The sequence below is a fragment of the Pseudomonas sp. D8002 genome (assembly GCF_013385695.1).
Classification (GTDB): Bacteria; Pseudomonadota; Gammaproteobacteria; order Pseudomonadales; family Pseudomonadaceae; genus Aquipseudomonas.
Genome location: NZ_JACAPM010000069.1, coordinates 1 through 15,623, shown reverse-complemented (window position 1 = coordinate 15,623; position 15,623 = coordinate 1). Strand labels below are relative to the sequence as shown.

The 15,623-nt window shown below is 63.5% G+C and carries 11 protein-coding genes; 2 read left to right on the top strand and 9 right to left on the bottom strand.

Features of this window, described 5'->3' with window-relative positions; genetic code table 11:
• Positions 1 to 10: 10 nt before the first annotated feature.
• Positions 11 to 2,116, bottom strand: coding sequence for a TonB-dependent receptor domain-containing protein (locus HX807_RS30950; protein WP_177052129.1), 2,106 nt, complete (start codon positions 2,114 to 2,116; stop codon positions 11 to 13).
• Positions 2,117 to 2,555: 439 nt separating this feature from the next.
• Here HX807_RS30950 and HX807_RS30945 point away from each other — a divergent pair, with 439 nt between their 5' ends.
• The gene (locus HX807_RS30945; protein ID WP_003219870.1) at positions 2,556 to 3,743 is read left to right on the top strand and encodes an acyl-CoA dehydrogenase family protein; all 1,188 of its coding nucleotides are present in this window, start codon (positions 2,556 to 2,558) and stop codon (positions 3,741 to 3,743) included.
• Between the two features lie 22 nt (positions 3,744 to 3,765).
• Positions 3,766 to 4,854, top strand: coding sequence for a sigma-54-dependent Fis family transcriptional regulator (locus HX807_RS30940; RefSeq protein ID WP_003219869.1), 1,089 nt, complete (start codon positions 3,766 to 3,768; stop codon positions 4,852 to 4,854).
• Positions 4,855 to 4,888: 34 nt separating this feature from the next.
• Here HX807_RS30940 and HX807_RS30935 read toward each other — a convergent pair whose 3' ends face one another.
• From HX807_RS30935 to HX807_RS30900, 8 genes are all read right to left on the bottom strand, one after another.
• Positions 4,889 to 6,694, bottom strand: a complete 1,806-nt coding sequence (locus tag HX807_RS30935) for an ABC transporter ATP-binding protein (protein WP_008431180.1) — start codon at positions 6,692 to 6,694, stop codon at positions 4,889 to 4,891.
• Between the two features lie 324 nt (positions 6,695 to 7,018).
• On the bottom strand, positions 7,019 to 7,531 hold the full coding sequence (locus HX807_RS30930) for a GNAT family N-acetyltransferase (RefSeq protein WP_134326161.1): 513 nt from the start codon (positions 7,529 to 7,531) through the stop codon (positions 7,019 to 7,021).
• On the bottom strand, positions 7,528 to 8,970 hold the full coding sequence (locus HX807_RS30925; RefSeq protein ID WP_177029482.1) for an MFS transporter: 1,443 nt from the start codon (positions 8,968 to 8,970) through the stop codon (positions 7,528 to 7,530). Before HX807_RS30925 ends, HX807_RS30930 begins: the two co-directional genes overlap by 4 nt.
• Positions 8,967 to 10,175 (bottom strand): acyl-CoA dehydrogenase family protein, encoded by a 1,209-nt coding sequence (locus HX807_RS30920; RefSeq protein ID WP_008431174.1) that lies wholly within the window; start codon positions 10,173 to 10,175, stop codon positions 8,967 to 8,969. Before HX807_RS30920 ends, HX807_RS30925 begins: the two co-directional genes overlap by 4 nt.
• Positions 10,176 to 10,195: 20 nt before the next feature.
• Positions 10,196 to 11,911, bottom strand: coding sequence for an ABC transporter ATP-binding protein (locus tag HX807_RS30915; protein ID WP_177052127.1), 1,716 nt, complete (start codon positions 11,909 to 11,911; stop codon positions 10,196 to 10,198).
• A complete protein-coding gene (locus HX807_RS30910; protein ID WP_003219852.1) occupies positions 11,908 to 12,771 on the bottom strand; it encodes an ABC transporter permease in 864 nt (287 codons plus the stop codon). The genes HX807_RS30915 and HX807_RS30910 overlap by 4 nt, the downstream gene beginning before the upstream one ends.
• Entirely contained in the window at positions 12,768 to 13,748 is a 981-nt protein-coding gene (locus HX807_RS30905) for an ABC transporter permease (protein ID WP_003219850.1), read from the bottom strand. Before HX807_RS30905 ends, HX807_RS30910 begins: the two co-directional genes overlap by 4 nt.
• Complete coding sequence (locus HX807_RS30900) at positions 13,745 to 15,406, bottom strand: ABC transporter substrate-binding protein (RefSeq protein ID WP_177052125.1); 1,662 nt, start codon at positions 15,404 to 15,406, stop codon at positions 13,745 to 13,747. Before HX807_RS30900 ends, HX807_RS30905 begins: the two co-directional genes overlap by 4 nt.
• Between the last annotated feature and the right edge of the window lie 217 nt (positions 15,407 to 15,623).

Genomic DNA, 15,623 nt, shown 5'->3' with positions numbered 1-15,623 from the left:
TCTGTCACGGTCAGAAGTGAAACGCCACCCCCGTGGTCACGTTGAACGCATCCCCCACATAGAAGTTGGCCGAGTCCTGGCCCTTGGCGTCGTACGCGGTGTTGGTGGCCGTGGCATAGCGCTTGTTGGTCAGATTGCGTGCATCGACGAACACTTCCCACTTCTTGCTCGGGGCCTCGTAGCCCACCTTGGCCCCCCACAACGTATACGACGGCGCACTCAGGGAGTTGGCAAAGTCGACGTAATAGCTGGACGCCGCCCGGGCGTTGAGCTGCGCGTAGAAACCACTGCCTTGGCGATATTCCAGCTCGGCCTGGTAGACCTGGCGCGGCAGGCCCGGCAGCTGGTTGTCGCCGAACACCGCATCGTTGCGGTAGTGGAAGTCGTTGAAGGTGTAGGCCTGGCGCAGGGTCACGGTGTCGCCATTGCCGCCGTCCCACAGTTGCGCATTCAAGCCGGCTTCGATGCCCTGGTGAATGGTCGCGCTGCCGTTGGAGGTGGCCACCAGTTGGTCCTGGGTGGCCGTCGCCTGGCGTACCACCACCGACAGCAGTTCTTTCTGCACCCACGAGCGGTAGACCGTCAGGCTGCCGTCAAAAATACCGTGGCCGCCGCGGATACCGAACTCCACGGTGTTGGCTTTTTGCGGCCGCACATCACGGATGTACGGCGTGCCGGTGCTGCCCAGCTGCCAGGTGACCGGTGGATCCACCGAGCGGCTGACGTTGCCGAACACTTCGAATTCCGGAGTCAACTGATAGCGCAGGCCAATGCGCGGGGCGACGTCGGTCTCGTCGTATTCAACGCCACTGGGGAACGCGCTGGTATTGGTGGCGGTGCTGTATTCGATCTGCGCCTTGCGCTTGATATCAATCAATGACAACCCGGTGGACAGCCACGTGCGGTCATTCAGTTGCAGTTCGTTGCCGAGGGAAAACACCGTGTCCCGCGAGCCGGTGTAGTTGGTCTTCTGCTGGGTGATGCCGGTGGCCTTGCTGTGGGATTTCACATCGGCCAGGTACGCCAGCGTATTGCTGAAGGTCACGCTGCTGTCGCTGCGCAGGCCGAAGAAGGTGTCGGCGGTGCGCAGGTAGCGCAAGGTCAGGTTGACGTCCTGGGAGCGCCATTCCTGTGGTGTTGGCGAATAGCGCCAGCCGTTGTCCAGCGGGTAATCGTTGTAGCCCAGGCCGACTTCGAGCTTGGCATTGTCGTCGAAGGTGTAGGTGGTGGTGCTGCCCAGCAACGTCGAGCCGTCCTTCTTGCGCCCGATGGGCACGAGGTTGCTCGTGGGGTCATGCTTGAGCTGGTATTTGGTCAGGGTGTTGCCCTGGCTAAGGGTTTCTTCCTTGTAGCGAATGTAGAAGCGCGTCTCCAGTTGCGGGCTGAACACGTGGCCGAAGTTGGCAACGATCCCCTGCCCCTTGTTCGGTGTGTTGTCCTGGTAACCGTCACGCTCGTTGTGCTGGATGCTGACGTAATAGTCATTGTCGCCGTCCACGCCACCGGTGCTCAGTTGCTCCTTGCGATAGCCGAAGCTGCCGGCTTCGAAACGCGCGTAGTTGCCCGGATCGGTGCGGCCGGTCTTGCTCACGAAGTTGATCGCGCCGCCCAGGGACAAGGCCGAATAACGGAAGGCGTTGGCGCCGTAGAGCACCTCGGTGTGGTCCACGGAAGCCATGTCCAGCATGTCTTCCTGGGTGCCGCCCGGGCCGGTCAACGGCAGGCCGTCATAGAGGAATTTGATCCCCAGCACATAGCCTTGATAGAAGGTGTTGAGGCCCGAACCGCGGATCGAAATCTTGTTCGCACCCGAGCCGCTGGTGGCCTGGGCGAATACGCCCGGCTGCAACGCCAGCACGTCCTCGGCGTTCGCCGCGCGGCCCTGTTCGATCTTGCGGTTGTCGATCACTGCGGTTTTGCCGGGCACCTTGGACAGTTGCTTCTCGGCCTTTTGCGCTTCGGTGGCTTCGGCACCGGTGACCACTACCGTGGCCAGGGTCGGGTCCGCCTGGGCGGAAAAGGCCGCGCCGTGTATCAACATCAACAGCACGCCAAGGCTGGACGCGGTGGCCAGTGACTCAAAACGACGAGCGCGAGGTTCAAACAGTTGCCGCATGAATTAAATACTCCTGGGGTCTCGAATTAGTTGGAGCATCTATTCGTATAGTCGCGCTCTGTTTCCAACTTTGCAGGGTTCATGCCACGTCCAAGCCTCAATAAACACTGGCCGGCCACCCTTATTAATCGCCACAAGCGCAACACTTTGCTGGTGAAATGTTCGATTCCGGACAATACAAAAATCATCCACAAACACTTATATGTTCAAGCAATAAAAGCATAACGAAAGCCCCGCCCTGCGGGCACAGGACGCAACTGTGCAAATCCCAACAGCCCTCCAACAAAAGTTGCGTATTCGACACTGTCCGCGCCTGCATCCCCGTAAGAAGTCGCAAGTTATCGGCTTATTGTTACTTGGTATGGGTCTTGCTCTATCCATTGCCTGTTGAAACAAATCAGCTCGAGCATTCTCGACTTAAGCAACGAGGTATTCACGCGTGACGGTCAACTTACTCTGCACCCGCAGGACGCCACTGGAGATTGCCCGTGACCTGGCGACCGAATTCGCGCGCACCGCCGTCGACCGCGACGCCAGCGGCGGCACGCCCAAGGCCGAACGCGACAAACTGCGCAGCAGCGGCCTGTTGTCCCTGAGCATCCCCGGGCAATTCGGCGGGCTTGACGCCAACTGGTCGGAAACCTTCGAGGTGGTGCGCGAATTCGCCCGGGTCGACAGCTCCATCGCCCACGTATTCGGCTTTCATCACCTGATGCTCGCCACCGTCCGGTTATTCGCCACGCCCGCACAATGGCAAACCTGGTTCAGCCTGACGGCCAGCAACAACTGGTTCTGGGGCAACACCCTGAACCCCCTGGACACCCGCACGGTGGTCAAGCGCCACACGGGCTGGAGGGAATTCTCGGGACAGAAGAACTTCTGCTCCGGGGCCAACGACTCGGAAATGCTGATCGCCTCGGCCATCGATGAAAGCGCCGGCGGCAAGTTGCTGATCGCGGCGATTCCCAGCGCCCGCAGCGGGATCATCCTGCACAACGACTGGAACAACATGGGCCAGCGCCAGACCGACAGCGGCAGCGTGACCTTCAAGCGCGTGCGCGTGGAAGAGTCCGACCTGTTGCTGGACCCGGGCCCCCTGAGTACTCCGTTCGCCTGCCTGCGCCCGCTGATTGCGCAACTGCACTTCGCGAATATCTTCCTCGGCATCGCCGAAGGCGCGTTCGAAGAAGCGCGCCAATACACCCTGGAAGAAGCCCGCCCGTGGTTCCGTTCCAGCGCCAGCCACAGCACCCAGGACCCTTACATCCTCAGCCACTACGGCGATTTCTGGGTGGCGCTGCAAAGCACCCGCCTGCTGGTGGAGCGCGCAGGCCAGGTGCTGGACGCGGCATGGGCCAAGGGCTCGGCCCTGACCAGCGAGGAACGCGGCGAAACGGCGATTGCCATCGCCACCGCCAAAGTCGCCGCCAGCCGCAATGGCCTGGAGTTGTGTAGCAAGGTCTTCGAGGTCACCGGCGCACGGGCGACCAACGCCTCGGTGGCCCTCGACAGGCACTGGCGCAACTTGCGCACCCAGAGCCTGCATGACCCGCTGGACTACAAACTTCATGAACTGGGCGAGTGGGCACTGAACGGTACCGCGCCCATCCCGACGTTTTATTCCTGATCTTTTATTCAAAGGGATAACCATGCAACTGCTGACCCTACCGCCCTCGCCCGCCCTTGCCACCTCCATCCGCGCCACCGCGCAGGTGTTTGAAGACCCCAGGTCCAAGGCCTTGCTCAAGCATGTGCAACAAGTCGCGCCGAGCGAAGCCAGCGTGCTGATCATCGGTGAAACCGGCACCGGCAAAGAGTTGGTCGCACGGCATATCCACAACCTCAGTGGCCGCAAGGAGCAGCCATTCGTGGCGGTGAATTGCGGTGCGTTCTCCGAATCACTGGTGGAAGCCGAGCTGTTCGGCCACGAGAAAGGCGCGTTCACCGGTGCCCTCGGTGCCAAGGCCGGCTGGTTTGAAGAAGCCAACGGCGGCACGCTGTTCCTCGATGAAATCGGCGACCTGCCCATGTCGATCCAGGTCAAGCTGCTGCGGGTATTGCAGGAGCGTGAAGTAGTGCGCCTGGGTTCGCGCAAAAGCATTCCGATCAATGTGCGGGTGCTGGCGGCGACCAACGTGCAGCTGGAAAAAGCCATCAACGCCGGGCATTTCCGCGAGGACCTGTTCTACCGCCTGAACGTGGTCAACCTGGAACTCAGCCCGCTGCGGGATCGCCCCGGCGATATCCTGCCGCTGGTGCAGTATTTCATCGATACCTACACCCGCCGCCTCGGCTATGGCGAGATCATCTTGAGCAAGGAAGCCGAGCAACGCCTGGCCACCTACAGTTGGCCGGGGAATATCCGCGAGCTGGAAAACGTCATCCACCACACCCTGCTGATCTGCCGCGACGGCGTGATCCAGGCCGATGACCTGCGCATGTCCAACCTGCGTATCGAACGCCAGGAAGACAGCACCACCGCCCATGACCTGCTCGACCAGGCCTTCCAGCGGCTGTTCGAGGAGCAGATAGAAAACCTCCACGAACAGGTGGAACGCAGCCTGCTCACCGCCGCCTACCGGCTGTGCCAGCACAACCAGGTGCACACCGCCGAGTTGCTGGGGCTGAGCCGCAACGTGACCCGCACGTTGCTGATCAACCTCGGTGAGCTGAAGGTCAACAAGCGCCGCCCGCTGGCCGGTGCCAAGGATGACCGGGTGCTGCACCTCTCGATCTGACCTGACTGCGCGGCGTACCCGGTACGCCGCTTGGTCACACCACCGCTTCATCCAGCGCATCGCTGAACTGGCGACTCCACAACCGCGCATATTGCCCGCCCTGGCGCAGCAACTGTTCGTGGCTGCCGTCCTCGATCACCCGGCCATTGTCGAACACCAGGATCCGGTCCAGGTGGGCCACGGTGGACAGCCGATGCGCGACCACCAGCACGGTCTTGTCTTCCATGATTTCGTCGAGCTTGTCCTGGATAAAGCGCTCGGTGATCGAGTCCAGGCTGGAAGTGGCTTCGTCCATCACCAGGATCGGCGCGTTTTTCAGCAACACCCGGGCAATCGCAATGCGCTGGCGCTGGCCGCCGGACAATTTGACCCCACGCTCGCCCACCAGTGATTCGTAGCCGTGTTCCATGCTGTCGATAAATTCACTGGCGCCGGCGCGGTGGATCGCCTCGGCGACCTCGTCCATCGAGGCATCCAGGCGGCCGTAATGGATGTTTTCGCGAATGCTGCGGTGGAACAGGCCGGGCTCCTGGGGAATCAGGCCGATCTGCTGGTGCAGCGAATGCTGGGTCACCTCGCGCACGTCCTTGCCGTCCACCAGCACCTGGCCTTGCTGCACGTCGTAGAGACGCAGGAGCAAGCTCAGCAGGGTCGACTTGCCGGAGCCCGAAGCACCCACCAGGCCGACTTTCTGGCCGGCGGGGATGACGATATTCAGGTGTTCGAAAATCGAACGGTCACCGCCATAGCTGAAGCCGACATCGCGAAACTCGATATCGCCGCGCTTGACCATCAGCGCCTTGGCGCCGGGTTGGTCGATGACTTCATGGGGGCGGATCAGGGTGCGCACACCGTTGGCGATATTGCCGGTGGCTTCGAAGAATTCGAGAAAGCGTCGCGACAGGTTTTCCACATCGCTGATGATCAACAACGAAAGGCTGGTGGACATGACAAACGCAGCAATGTCGATACGGTGGCTGCGCCACAGGTAGAGCGCCAGCAATAACAAGCCGAGCTTAAGCACTACGCCACAGGAAGCCTGGAACCAGCGAATTTTCTCCATATACCCCAGGGATCGGTAGGCAGCCGCCACCTCCTTGTCGAGGAAAGTGCCGAGGTAACTGTGCTCGAACGCATGGCGCGCAAACAGGCGGATATTGGCCAGGTTGGAGACCGCATCCACCACTTTGCCGGTGCTGGTGCTGCGCGCTGCCGAATACTGTTGCGCCAGAGGATGACTGCGGCGTGCGAGGACGTAGCAGATAGCGATAAACGCCACCGACCAACCCGCCATGAACAACGCCAACAACGGCGATGCGGTCCATAGCAAGGCCGTGGCCAGGCTCAGCGTCACCAGCAGCGGGATCAGGTCGAACAACAAGATGCTCAGGGTCTGATTCACGCCCAGGGTAATTTCCGCCACCCGATGCGCCAGTGCCCCGGCGAACTCATTGCTGATGAAACGATGGGAGTGCTGCTGCAGATAGGCGAACACCACATGCGTCACCGTGCGCCGCTGCAACGGCAAGACGTGGATATGGCAGCCTGCCGATGCACGGGTAAACAGTACCTGGCACACCAGTAGCGCGCTTAGCAGTGTCAGTGGCCATTGCAGCACTTCAAAGGCACGCTCCGCTTCCAGCCCGTTGCTCACGGTGCGGGTGATCTGCCCCAGCCCCCAGGGCGTCAGAATCGAACACACCACCGCGGCGATCTGCAGCAGCAGGATAGCCAGGTACCAACCTTTGAAATGCCCGATGAAATGCCGCACAAACGCCGCCGGCGTCGATGGCAAGTGCTGGACATTCCAAGTGCGAAACAATGAAAAAGACGAACTCATGGCCAATGACATTCCTGAATGACGCCTGTGGCCGCGCAGCTTTCAGGCAAAAATGGTGAGTGTGATCGTTCCCACGCTCTGCGTGGGAATGCATCCGGTGACGCTCTGCGTCACGATTTTAAGAGCGGACGCAGAGCGTCCAGAGCGGCATTCCCACGCAGAGCGTGGGAACGATCTCCATAGGCAGCAACTGTGCCCCATGAAACAGACAAACATTCCCCTGTGGCGAGGGAGCTTGCTCCCGCTGGAGTGCGAAGCGCTCCCAGGATTTTGGGGCCGCTGCGCAGCCCAGCGGGAGCAAGCTCCCTCGCCACAGGTTCAGCGTCACTTTTGGGATTGGTAGCGAAGTTCCTCCAACTCACGACCGCCCCGAGCAAGGGTGCGGCTTGATTCGGGCTGCGCTATCCATCCTGCATTTTGGTAAAAGCGCACTGCCCGCCGGTTTTCAGCCAGCACCCACAACGTCGCCGTCTCCAGGCCCAGGCTCGCGAGATGCTCCAGCCCCCTGAGCCACAGCGCCCTGCCCACCCCCGTTCCCCAATGCTCGGCCAGCACATACACCGCCTGCACTTCACCGGTTACGCCTGGATCAGCATCCTCATCACGACTCGAGCTGACAACAATCCAGCCCACCACACGCCCCTCGACCTGCGCGACAAACACAGCTTCGCTCCCCTGCTCAATCGACTGCCGCCAAAAGGCTTCACGCCGAGGCTGCGTCGCCTCCAGCGAAGCCAGGTAATCCGCCGGCATCAGTTCACGATAAGCCTGCTGCCAACTGCGAATATGCACCCAGGCAATGTCACCTGCGTCCTCGATACGTGCTGCACGAATCATCCAATTCCCTCTGCGCGTTTTGCATAAATCGCCGAGCCCGCCTGGGGCGACAGCCTGCGATAGACCAGCCCCGACAAGGCACACAGCAATCCGGCACCCGCCATGATCCAGGCGATATCACTCTGCTCGACCGTGGCATGCCCGCGCACGGCCATGATCAAACCGAGCAGCCCCGCCGCGATGCCCACCGATAAACTCAACGTCAACTGAATGGTCATCGCCGACAGGCTGCTGGCGCGGCTGGATTGCTCCGGTGGCACGTCGGCATAGGTCAACGCCCCCAGGGTGCTGAATTGCAGCGAGCGAATGATCCCGCTGCCAAATAACACCAGTATTACAATCCAGTAAGGCGTTGATACCTCGAACAGGCTGCACGCCAGGATGGTTGCACCGGTGAGCACCGCATTGCCGATCAAGGTGCGCCGGAAACCGAAGCGGCTGACAATCCGCACTGCCAGCATTTTCATCAGCAACGCCCCCACGCCACCGGCCACGCTCAGCAGCCCCGCCTGCAACGGGTTAAGCCCGAAACACAGCTGGAACAGCAACACCAGCAAAAACGGCTGTGACGCGCTGCCGATGCGCATCAGGTTGCCGCCCCAGAAGCTCACCGCGAAGGTCGGGATTTTCAACAATGAAAAATCGATCAACGGGTGCGCCGTCCGCCGTGCATGCAGGACATACAGCCAGGCACTCAACAGCCCGCCGCCAATCAGCAGCAACGCCCACTGGCGCGGCAACAGGCCGTGGCCCAGCACCTCGAAACCGAACACCAGCCCGCCCAATGCCACACCGCTGAGCAACAGGCCGGGAACGTCCAATGGCTGGCCGGGTGTCCCGGAATAGTCCGGGATATAGCGCAGCACCAGGATCACCCCAAGCACGCCGATCGGCAGGTTGATCAGGAAGATCCAGTGCCACGACAGCACCGTCACCAACAGCCCGCCCAACGGTGGGCCCAGCAGCGGCCCCACCAGCGCCGCCACCGTCAGGTACGACATGGCACGCAGCAGGTTTTCCCGCGCCGACCAGCGCAGCAGGATCACCTGCCCCACCGGCACCATCATTGCCCCCGCAGCGCCCTGGGCCAAACGCGCCAGGGACAGTTGCAACAACGAGCCCGAGCAGGCACAGGCCACCGACGCGAGGGTGAAGAGCACGATGGCGCTGATAAACACCCGACGCGGCCCGAACCGGTCGGCCGCCCAGCCGCTGACCGGCACGAACAGCGCCACCGCCAGCAGGTACAGCGACACCACCAGGTTCATGCGCACGCTGGGCTCGCCGAAATCCTGGGCCATCTGCGGCAGCGCCGTGAGCACCGCCGTGGCGTCGATCAATTCCATGAACAGCGCACAGCCGATGATCATCGGCACCCGGCGCGCGTGCCCGGTGCCCACCTCGCCCAAGGGGTGTGAAAGGTCGAGGGCTTTGTTCAAAACAGCCCCGATGTCGGAGGCGGCGTGCCCTTGAGTTGCCAGGCACCCACGGCTGCGGCTTTCCAGTGCCGGGGATTGTGGTTGGCCACGGTGCGCGCGTTGCGCCAGTGCCGGTCCAGGTTATGCGCGCGGCCGGTGGTGGAAGCGCCACCCACGTCGAACACCAGCTCGGCGGCCTTGAGCGCCGACTCCGCCGCGATGTATTGCGCCTGGGCCACGTCCACTGCCGCCTGGTCGACGGCCACCGCATCAAGGTCCGCAGCCCAGGCGCGGTCGATGGAGTCCGCCGCGTGCAACACCACCGCTTCGGCGGTAAAGGCCCGGGCTGAAACGTCGCCCACGCTCAGTTCCACGTACGGGTCATCCACCGAGCGCGTGGCGCTGCTGTGCTTGATCGGCCGCGCATGCTCCTTGGCAAAGGTCACCGCATCATTCAGCGCATTGCGCGCAATACCGGCCTGCACCGCCGCGAGGAACACTTGCAGGAACGGCGTGACAATCGTGCGCTTGCCTTCCTCGACGGTGCGGGTGCGGATCTCGCTGGCCAACACCTGCACATCATGCAGATGGGTGGTGCCACTGGCGGTCAGGCGCTGACCCATGGCGTCGAAATCATCCAGCAACTCCAGGCCCTGGCGGTCGCGGGGCAGGATGAACGACACGGGCTGGTCATTCTCGTCCAGGGCGACGGCGCTGACCCAATCGGCATACAACGAACCGGTGCTGTAGTACTTGCTGCCGCACGCGCGAAAGTGCTCGCCGTCACGCACGATGCGCGCACTGATCGAACCGTTGGCACCGCCGACTTCCCAGCCGGCATTGCCGATCACGGCGCCTTGCAGGTAGCGCCCGAACCAACGCTCGCGCTCCTCCTCCGCCCCCTCGGCGCGGGACGCCAGCAGGCCTTCGACAAACCCGAAACCGGGGCGCAGCGCCTGGGCCACGTTGGAGTCGGCCGAGGCGATGCGAATCAGCAAGGCAATCACGTCCTTGACCGAACCACCGGCGCCGCCAAACCGCTTGGGAATCCGCACGGTAAACAACCCGGCCTGGGCGATCTGCGCCACGGCCTCATACGGCAGTTGGCGGTCACGCTCACGTTGCGCAGCGCCGGCGGCAATCTGCGGCAGGATGCGGTCGGCACGGGCGTTCAGTTCGGCCACCGTTACAACCGGTGGCGTGGGTACAGCAGACAACTTGCTCATGGCACTTCCTTGATTCAGGTCTAGATGGCGATTTTCCACAGGCGCGATTCATCAAACAGCCAACCGGGGTTTTCCGGCTCCAGGGCCGGCACCACCAACTGCGTGCCACTGCCGGGCAGGCGTGGCACCGCGCCCAGCAGGCGCCGGGTGTATTCGTGCTGGGGCGATTCAAACAACGTCTCGACGCTGGCGCTTTCCACCACCTGGCCGTGGCGCATCACCAACACCTCGTCGCTGACGTGGCGAATCACCCCGAGGTCGTGGGAGATAAACAGGTAGGCCAGGCCCAGCGAGGCTTGCAGGTCGGCCAGCAGATCCAGGACCTGGGCCTGCACCGACACGTCCAGCGCCGACACCGGCTCGTCGCAGATAATCACTTTGGGGTTGCTGGCAATCGCCCGGGCAATCGCCACGCGCTGGCGCTGCCCGCCCGACAGTTGCAACGGTCGGCGCTCGGCCAATTGCGGCGCCAGGCGTACCTGGTCGAGCAACTGTGTCACGCGGGCCGCCTGTTGCTCGGCGTCGATACCGGCAACGTCCAGCGCATCACTGAGGATCTGCCCCACCGTCCAGCGCGGGTCGAACGAACTCAGCGGGTCCTGATAAATCACGCTGATATCCCGGCGATGCACACGGCGGGTCTTTTCCTCGACCCGCTCGGTACCTGCCGCGGCCCATGGCTGGTCGAGAAAACGCACCTCACCGGCATCCGGTTGCAGCAAGCCGAGGGCGATGCGTGCCACGGTGGTTTTGCCGGAGCCGGATTCACCGACGATGCCCAGGGTGCGACCGGCGCGCAGCTCGAAGCTGACGTTATCCACCACCTGGCGCGACTGTTGATCGGGGCCCACATACCGCTTGCCCAGGCCGGAGGCCTTGAGCAGCACCGGCGAATCCGCGCCGGGCCGTGGTTGCGCCACAGCGTTGCTGCGCTCCGGCGACAGGCGTGTGCCACGGGCATGCTCGGCGGGCACCGCATCCAGCAACGAGCAGGTGTAGGCGTGGCGTGGGTTGAGCAGCACCTGATCCATCGGGCCCTGCTCCACCACTTCGCCGTGGCGCAGCACCAGCACCTCATCGGCCAATTGCGCGACCACTGCCAGGTCATGGCTGATGATCAGCAGCGAATCGCCACGGGCCTTGATCTGCTGCAACACCTGCAGAATCTGCGCCTGCACCGTGGCATCCAGCGCCGTAGTCGGTTCATCCGCGATCACCAGGCCGGGGTTCAATGCGAGTGCGCTGGCAATCAGCGCACGCTGGCGCAGGCCGCCGGAGAGTTGATCGGGGCGCTGGCGGGCACGCAGTTGCGGCTCGGGTACGCCCACCAGTTCCAGCAGTTCAATGACGCGTTCGCCACGGCTGCGACGGTCGCCCCAGCGATGGGTCTCCAGCACTTCGAGAATTTCCTTGCCCACCGGCCGCAACGGGTCGAGGGACACCAGTGCGTCCTGCAACACGAAGCCGATGCCATTGCCACGCAAACGACGCCAGCCACGCTCCGACAGGCTGAGCAAATCCACGCCGTCGTAACTCAAGGTGCGCGCCGTAACCTTCGCGCCCGCACCCGCCAGGCCGATCAGGCTGCGGGCGGTGACGCTTTTACCGGAGCCGGATTCGCCCACCAGCGCCAGGGTCTTGCCAGGCTCCAGGGTGAAAGACAGATTGCGCACCACCGACTGCCCGGCAAACTCGATGGACAGCCCTTCAACGATCAAGCGTTTCTGGTCGCTCATGAAAGACGGCCCTCCAGGCGTTGTTGCAGGTAACGGCCAGTGACCGTGGTCGACAGCGTGGTCAATACGATGAACAGCCCTGGGAAGAACGTCAGCCACCAGGCGTTGGCGATGAAGTCGCGGCCCATGGACAACATGGTCCCCCACTCCGGTGCCGGCGGACGGGCGCCCAGGCCGAGAAAACTCAGGGCCGAGGCCCAGACAATCGCCTGGCCCACGCCCATGGTCAGGGTCACGATCAGCGGGCGCATGGCGTTCGGCAGCAACTGGCGCAGGATGATGCGCAGCGGCGGATGCCCGAGGGCCCGGGCGGCTTCGATATAGCCCGCGTTGCGCACCGCCAGCACCTGGCCACGGACCATCCGCGCATAACCCGGTGCACTGCCCAGCCCGGTGGCGACGATCAGCGGGCCGATGCCGCTGCCGAAAATCGCCACGAACAACAGCGCCAGGATCAGGCTCGGAAACGCAAACAGCACTTCCAGCAACCAACCCACGCCGCGGTCCACCCGCGCGCCGCCCAGCCCGCCCAACAGGCCAAGCACAATGGCGATGGTCATCGCAATCGCCGTGGCTGCCAGGCCGATGAACAACGACTGGCGGGTGCCATGGATCACCCGCGAAAAAATATCCCGCCCCGACTGATCGGTGCCGAACCAGTGGGCCAGGCTCGGCGAATGAAACGCATCGCGGGGCACGATGGCCAGCGGGTCGCTGTAGGCGAACAACTGCGGCACCAGCGCCGCGACGATCACCAGCAACAGAAAGGTAATCGCCAACAGCGGGCCGAGGCGCAGCGTGCGAGTGGTGCGCTGAATCCGCAGCGCGGGCAGCGGTGTTTCCAGGGTCAGGCCACTCATGCTGGAAGCTCCTGTTGGCGAGGGTCGACCCACAGGTACAGCAGGTCGACCAGAATATTGGCGAGCACGTAACCGGCGGCGACCACCAGGCTGATGCCGATGGTCAGCGGCAGGTCCTGGGCCTGCACCGCTTGGTACAACTGGCGGCCGAGGCCCTTGCGGGAAAAAATCACTTCGATCACCACGGCACCGCTGATCAGCGCGCCGATGGCCCAGCCCGACAGCGAGATGCCCGGCAACACGGCGTGGCGCAACGCGTGTTTGAAGCGCACGTTGAAGTCACTCAGGCCACGGGTGCGGGCGGTCAGGATGAAGGGTTGGTCGAGGGTCAAATCCAGGGACTCACGGGTGACCTGGGCGATAAACCCGGCCAGCGGAATCGCCAGGGCGAACGACGGCAACACCAGGGTGCGCCAGCCATCACTGCCTGCCGGCGGGAACAGCCGCAGGCCGAACGCAAACACCGCCAGCAGCAGAATCCCCAGCCAGAAGTGCGGCAGCGCGGCGGCCAGGGTTTCGGCCAACGAGGCCAGGCTGGCAACCCAGCGTCGCCGGCCGGCGGTCAGCACCGTCAGCGCCAGCACCAGGACCCAGGCCAGGGCGAGCGAGGTCAGGGTCAGCTCCAGGGTCGGCCAGGATTGCTCGGCGAGCACTCGGGTCACCGGCAGGTGCTGGGAATAGGAAACCCCCAGGTCACCCTGCACCAGTCGCCCGAGGTACAACGCGTATTGCACCGCCAATGGTTTGTCGAGGCCGTACTCGCGGGTGGCTTCGGCGATGGTCTCGGGGGTGGGGTTGCCGCTCGGGCCGCCAAGGATCGCCTGCACCGGATCGCCGGGCATCAGGCGCAAGGCAAAGAACGTCAGCGTGGCCACCGCCCAGAGCACCAGCACGCCGCCGGCAAGGCGCCACAGCGCACGTTTGCCGAGCCGGGCCAGGCGCTCGCGCCGTGGGTTGGCAAGTGATGTGTCGCTCATTTGTTCACCCATGCGTCATAGAGATAAGTCACCGCCAGCGACGGCTCCAGCCGCACGCCCTGGGTGGTCTTGTAGATACCCAGCCGCGTGCTTTGCGGGTAGGTGGTCAATTGCAGGTACTGGCTGGAAGCGATTTTCTGCGCCTGGTAATACAGCGCCCGGCGCTGCTCGCTGTCCTGGGTGGTGAGGGCTTGCCGGATCAGCGTGTCGAACGCCGGGTCACTGAAGCCTGCGGTGTTCTGGTGGTAACCACCGACACCCGCCGGGCTGATGAACTCACTGCCGAAGATGATCCGCAGCACGTCGGCGGTGTTGGTGTTCCAGTAGCCGAGGCGAATGTCGTAGTCCCAGTCGGCCTGGCGTTTGGTGGCCTGCACGTCACTCATCTGGTCGACGATCAGCTCGAAGCCGACCTGCCGGGTGGTGGCCTGCACCTGTTCCCACAAGGTGTATTCCGACGGTGGCGTGCGGTTGCCCATCACCACATGGACTTGCAGGCGCTTGCCGTCCTTGGTGCGGTAGCCCTCGCTGTCGCGCTGGGTCCAGCCGGACTGGTCGAGTAACTGCGCAGCCCGGGCCGGGTCGTAATCCTGGGCGTGCTGGAACTCCGGGCTGTAGAAGCGCGTGGCTGGGCTCAGCGGCCCGCCGGCGCGGGGGAATTCGTTGAAGTACACGCTCTTCAACGCGCCCTCGATGTCGGAACTGCGCACAAAGGCTTCGCGCACTCGCACGTCATCGAACGGCGCACGGGTGATGTTCAGCGTACCGTTGGTGGGGTTGCCGGGGCGTTGGGCGATCACCAGGGTCAGGTCCGGGTTGCGTCGAGCGGCCTCGTGGGATTCGGGCGGCAACGCTTCGATCACGTCGACCTCGCCAGCCTGCAACGAGGCGAAGCGCACGGAAGGTTCCTGGATGAACTTCCAGACGATCCGGTCGAGCCAGGCCGGGCCCTGGTGCTTGGCGGTGGGTGGCGCCCAGTTGTAGTCGGGGTTGCGCACCAGCTCGACCTGGCTTTGCCGGTCCCAGCGCAAGACCTTGAACGGGCCGCTGCCGACCGGGCTTTCGCAGTTCACATCGCGCGAGCGCAGCAATGCCGTGGGGGACTCGATGCCGAGGAAGCCTTGGGCGAGGACTTCAAGAAAGGCCGCGTACGGCGTGGCCAGGTGCACCACTGCGGTGTATTCGTCGAGCACGTCGGTGCTGCGGTATTGGCGGATGTAGCCGCCTGCGGTGCTGGATTGGGTCTTGGGGTTGGCCATGTGGTCGAGGTTGGCCTTGACCGCCGCGGCGTTGAACGGGGTGCCGTCGGTGAAGTGCACGTCGTTGCGCAGGTGGAAGGTGTAGGTCAGGCCGTCGGGGGAGACTTCCCAGGTCTTGGCGAGCCAGGGGCCGATGCGGCCGTCGGCGTCCATCGAGACCAGGGAGTCGAGGTACTGCTGGGCGACGAACACCTGGGGCATGTCGCCGGCCACGTGGGGGTCGAGGCAGGTGGGTTCGCGGTCGGTGGCGTACACGAGGGTGCCGCCCTTTACCGGCTGATCACTGCGTGTGACGGTGGAGCTGCCTTGGCCACAGCCCAGGAGCAGGCCGCAGAGTGTGGCGGTGCCGATAAGGAGCAACGGGCTGGATCGTCGCGGGTAAGGGGCGGGTTCTTGCATGATGGGTCAGGCCTAAAGTCCGGGAACTGGGTCATTGCACAAGGCATGCCGGGTTTTTGGGCCTGTAAACAGGGGGGATTGGAGGGTTGGGGGATTGCTGAAAACGACAATGTGTGTGGGAAGTGTTGGTCAGGCAACAGCTCGGCCTTGGGGGGCGTGAGGTTTGAGTACATATCCGTTGCTGCGGTAACGGCAGCTATTGGTTCCGCTCTTACAG

Coding starts and splice junctions, on each gene's coding strand:
- HX807_RS30910 (WP_003219852.1), bottom strand. CDS start 12,771: ATGAGTGGCCTGACCCTGGAAACACCGCTGCCCGCGCTGCGGATTCAG.
- HX807_RS30940 (WP_003219869.1), top strand. CDS start 3,766: ATGCAACTGCTGACCCTACCGCCCTCGCCCGCCCTTGCCACCTCCATC.
- HX807_RS30930 (WP_134326161.1), bottom strand. CDS start 7,531: ATGATTCGTGCAGCACGTATCGAGGACGCAGGTGACATTGCCTGGGTG.
- HX807_RS30935 (WP_008431180.1), bottom strand. CDS start 6,694: ATGAGTTCGTCTTTTTCATTGTTTCGCACTTGGAATGTCCAGCACTTG.
- HX807_RS30900 (WP_177052125.1), bottom strand. CDS start 15,406: ATGCAAGAACCCGCCCCTTACCCGCGACGATCCAGCCCGTTGCTCCTT.
- HX807_RS30915 (WP_177052127.1), bottom strand. CDS start 11,911: ATGAGCGACCAGAAACGCTTGATCGTTGAAGGGCTGTCCATCGAGTTT.
- HX807_RS30950 (WP_177052129.1), bottom strand. CDS start 2,116: ATGCGGCAACTGTTTGAACCTCGCGCTCGTCGTTTTGAGTCACTGGCC.
- HX807_RS30920 (WP_008431174.1), bottom strand. CDS start 10,175: ATGAGCAAGTTGTCTGCTGTACCCACGCCACCGGTTGTAACGGTGGCC.
- HX807_RS30905 (WP_003219850.1), bottom strand. CDS start 13,748: ATGAGCGACACATCACTTGCCAACCCACGGCGCGAGCGCCTGGCCCGG.